The sequence below is a fragment of the uncultured Methylobacterium sp. genome, assembly GCF_964251405.1.
Classification (GTDB): Bacteria; Pseudomonadota; Alphaproteobacteria; order Rhizobiales; family Beijerinckiaceae; genus Methylobacterium.
This window is the reverse complement of the sequence record NZ_CAXUJR010000147.1, coordinates 1-3,941: the sequence shown is the minus strand read 5'-3', so window position 1 is coordinate 3,941 and position 3,941 is coordinate 1. Positions and strand designations below refer to the sequence as shown.

Annotated in this window: 5 protein-coding genes and 2 pseudogenes; all 7 read left to right on the top strand. The window is 67.2% G+C overall.

Annotation, left to right across the window (positions count from 1 at the left end; genetic code table 11):
* On the top strand, positions 1-242 hold a 242-nt coding region (locus ACFE7U_RS17320; RefSeq protein ID WP_375410951.1), incomplete at its 5' end, for a heme-binding protein.
* A 246-nt stretch (positions 243-488) separates the two neighbouring features.
* A pseudogene (locus ACFE7U_RS17315) lies at positions 489-1,142 on the top strand (NAD(P)-binding protein); the annotation flags it as partial.
* Between the two features lie 438 nt (positions 1,143-1,580).
* A pseudogene (locus ACFE7U_RS17310) lies at positions 1,581-1,679 on the top strand (FAD-dependent monooxygenase); the annotation flags it as partial.
* Positions 1,680-1,828: 149 nt separating this feature from the next.
* A complete protein-coding gene (locus ACFE7U_RS17305; RefSeq protein WP_375410950.1) occupies positions 1,829-2,296 on the top strand; it encodes a nuclear transport factor 2 family protein in 468 nt (155 codons plus the stop codon).
* Positions 2,297-2,306: 10 nt separating this feature from the next.
* Positions 2,307-2,771: a DUF3237 domain-containing protein gene (locus ACFE7U_RS17300; RefSeq protein ID WP_375410949.1), complete on the top strand. Its 465-nt coding sequence runs from the start codon at positions 2,307-2,309 to the stop codon at positions 2,769-2,771.
* 33 nt (positions 2,772-2,804) lie between these two features.
* Positions 2,805-3,404, top strand: a complete 600-nt coding sequence (locus ACFE7U_RS17295; RefSeq protein ID WP_375410948.1) for a TetR/AcrR family transcriptional regulator — start codon at positions 2,805-2,807, stop codon at positions 3,402-3,404.
* A partial coding sequence (locus tag ACFE7U_RS17290) for an NAD(P)H-binding protein (RefSeq protein ID WP_375410947.1) occupies positions 3,401-3,941 on the top strand: 541 nt, incomplete at its 3' end. The genes ACFE7U_RS17295 and ACFE7U_RS17290, both read left to right, overlap by 4 nt.

Sequence of the window (3,941 nt, the reverse complement as noted above, 5' to 3'; positions counted from 1 at the left end):
GTGCGCCCGAGCCGACCGAGCCCGGCGTGCGATTGGTCAAGGTTCCTCCAGAGCAGCTGGCTGTCTTGCGCTTTTCCGGCAGGGCTTCCCCTGAGGCCAGGGATGAGCAGGCCCGCATCCTGACGCAGGTGCTGGAAGCGGCGGGACGACAAGTGGCGGACCCACCATTCTTCATGGGGTACGATCCGCCTTTCTCCGTATCCTTCCTGCGCCGGAACGAGGTGGCCGTCAGATTGCCGTAGCCCTCGTCGTAAACCGGTCGACCGACTGGAGGGTTTTCTAGCGAGCGTCGATGGGGCCGGGCGGCTGAGGTGCCGGCGGCTAGGCTGGCGGATCGCCGTCCGGCACCTGCGGTCCGGGAGGAGGGTCGCCGATGGGCGGGAGTGGATCATCGCCAGGACGGGGCGTGTCGGACTGCACCTGCTTTGGGTCCTTGTCATCCAGGCGGCGCTGAGCCTGCCGCACAGCTGAAACGTGCGGCGTCTCGAATGGTCGCGTCATCAGACTCGACCGCCTGGGGACCTGACTGGCCTGGAATGACGCGTCCGAGCGCATTCTCATCGGAATGGACCCCCAACGTCCCACCAAAAGCAATACTTTACATCAGCGTCCGTTTAAGCGTACATCGGTGTACGTTTCCCCGGCACGCGGCGCCGGCGACCACTGACATGAAATCCGGCATGATGACCTGCGAAGAGCTACGGCAATGTGGGACCATCGCCATCGTCGGGGCTGGCCCTGGGGGCACGACGCTTGCGCGCCTCCTCAACCGCCGCGGCTTCAAAGTCCGGGTCTTCGAGCGTGACGCTTCCCGCGACGCGCGAGCTCAAGGCGGGAGCCTTGATCTCAGGCCGGACAGTGGGCAACGCGCCATCCGCGCGGCCGGTCTCACGGAGGCGTTCGTGCGACGCTCACGCGACGACGCCAAAGCCTTCCGGATGCTGGACGCGGACGGGCACGAGAAGCACGGTCAGGGACAGGAGACACACGAGGACGCCGGTCCCGAGATCGACCGCGGTGACCTGCGCGCGATGCTGATCGAAGCGTTGCCGGACGGGATGATCACCTGGGATCATGGGGTCGAGCACGTCGACCGAAACGCGGACGGCACATGGTCCCTGCACGCCGCCGGTCGAGAGCCGGTCAAGGCCGACCTCGTCATCGGTGCGGACGGGACCGGATCCCGCGTGCGGGCGGCACTCACCGACGTGCGCCCGATCTACACCGGCGTCACCATGGTGGCCGCCTACATCCGGCCAGAGCTCTGGCGCGGGTCACGCGTGTCGGACGTGCTCGGCGAGGGATCGGTGATGTTCGCGGGCGGCAACAAGACGATCTTCGTGCAACGCTGCGCCCGCGACGTGATCCTGCTCTACTACTCGATGGCCGTGCCGGAAGGCTGGCCCCATTGCGCCGGGTTCGAGCTGTCGGACACGGATGCGATGATGGCGGGGGTGCGCGAGGCCTATCGCGACTGGTCGCCCGAGGTCCTGGACATGCTGACGGAGGTGCAGGACCGCTTCCATCTCTGGCCGACCTCCGCCATGCCGCCCGACTATCGCTGGGACAGCCAGCCGGGACTAACGATGCTGGGTGACGCCTCGCACGCCATGCCGCCGTTCACCGGCAAGGGCGTTAACCTCGCGCTTCTGGACGCCCTCGACCTCGCCGACGCGCTCGTCGCCGAGCCCACGCGGGACGTCGCGGACGCGGTCGCGAGGTTCGAGCGTGGCATGCAGGCCCGGACCGCCGAGGAGATCCGTGCCTGCCTGCAGGTTGGTCGGTTCGCATACGGCATCGATCTCGGCTTCGACCTGGGAGAGGCGGCATGACCGTCTGGGCGGCCGCGGGATACGCCGGCGACCAACTTGCGGTGACCGACGCGATGCTCCGTTTCGCTGAGGGTGCGGACATGGGCGACAAGGGCTTGCTCGCCTCGGCGTTCACGGCGAATGCGGAAGTCGATTTCGAGCCCTGCGGCCGAAGTCTCGGCCTGGAATTCGGAGTGCTGCGGGATCGCGCGGCCATCGTCGGATTCCTCGTCCGCATCGCAGCGCGGCAGGTGACCAGCCACGCCGTCACCAACCCACGCGCGGTGATCGCGGGCGACCGGGCCAGCCTGTCCGTCCTGGTCGAGGCCGTCCACTTCGCTCGCGAAGAGCCCGGCGCCCGGCTGCGCATGATGAACCGGTACGTGGCCGATCTCGAAAGGGACGAGGACCGGTGGTCGATCCATCGCCTTCGGATCACGAACATCTGGTTTGAGGGCGATCCTCGAACACTGCTTTTGCGGTGAGGTGGCCGCCATGCGCCTAGAGCACGCGTTCACCTACACCGCCGCCGTCCTCGGACCGCACGTAGTCGGGCGAGGCCCGTTCGGCCTCAGGCACTACTATGAGATGGCGCAAGGGTTCGTGCATGGACCACGCTTGTCGGGTCGGACGCTCGGCGCGGGCGCAGACTGGATGCTGGTCGACCCGGACGGGGTCCTGCGCATGGATGTCCGCATCCAACTCCTCACCGACGACGGGGCCGTCCTGTGTGCGCGGTATCGCGGGATCTGCGAGCCCAGTGAGCGGATGCGCTCCGCCATGGAACATGACGAGCCGACCCGGTTCCAGGATCAGCGCATCCGGACGTGCTGGGAGTTGGAGTGCGGCGACCCGCGCTACGACTGGGTGAACCGATGTCTTTTCGTCGGCGAGGCACGTCTTGAACCGGCCGGGGCAAACAAGCCCGGCTTCGAGCATCGCGTCTACCAGGTGAATTGAGAAGGGTCTCGCCATGATCCGAGACGAAACGTGATGCGCAAGGATGCCGAACGGAACCGTGAGCGCCTGGTCGCTGCCGCCAGCGAGATGATGCGCGCGGAAGGCGGCGACGTGCCCATGGAGCTGATCGCCGAACGTGCCGGCGTCACCCGCCCGACGCTGTACCGCAACTTCCCCGACCGGCAGGCCATCTACGAGGCCGTGCTGGAACGCGACCTGGACCACCTCGCCGCTACGGTCGCGGCCGAGGACGATCCGCTCGCCTTCCTGCGCCATACCGCCGAGATGATGCGGGTCTACGACAGGTTCCTCGCGAGCCTGGTCGATATGCCGGACTATGACGCGGCCACGAACCAGCGCCGGATGGCCTTGATCCTGGCCGGTCCGCTCACCCATGCCCAGAGCCGCGGCGTACTCAACGAAGACCTCACGCCTGAAGACATCCTGATCGCGTGCCGCATGCTGGCCTCGCACTGGAAGCTCGACGACGAGGCCGACTTTGAACGCGTCTACGAACGGCGCTTCGCTCTGCTCGCGCGCGGTCTGCTGGCCGACCGAAAGCTCAGCACGGAACACGGCTCGCGCTCAAACGCCCCCACAAACGCCGAAGCCCATCGCGGAGACCGGACATGATCGTTGTGACAGGAGCCACCGGCCACCTTGGCCGTCGCATCGTGGCGCAACTGCTTCAGCGCCTGCCACCTGACCACATCGCCGCCACAACGCGGGATCCTGGGAAGGCGGAGGCGCTCGCCCAAGCCGGGGTCAGCGTACGCCATGGCGACTTCGCGAAACCGGATACGCTACGGACCGCCTTTGCGGGCGCGAGCCAGATCCTGATCGTCTCGTCCAATGCGGAGAGGTTCGGCCAGGACCCTGTCGCCCAGCATGGTGCTGCCATCCATGCCGCACGGGACGTCGGCGCCCAGCGCATCGTGTACACGAGCCACATGGGTGCGAGCCCGACCTCGCACTTCCGTCCGATGCATGCCCACGCGAGGACCGAGGCGTTGCTCCGGGATGCGGGAATCGCATGGACCTCGCTGCGCAACGGCTTCTATGCCGAGACGGTGCCGCTCATTGTCGGCGATGCGGTAACGACAGGGGTGCTGACCGCGCCCGAGGACGGCAAGGTCGCCTGGACGACGCACGACGACCTCGCTGCCGCGG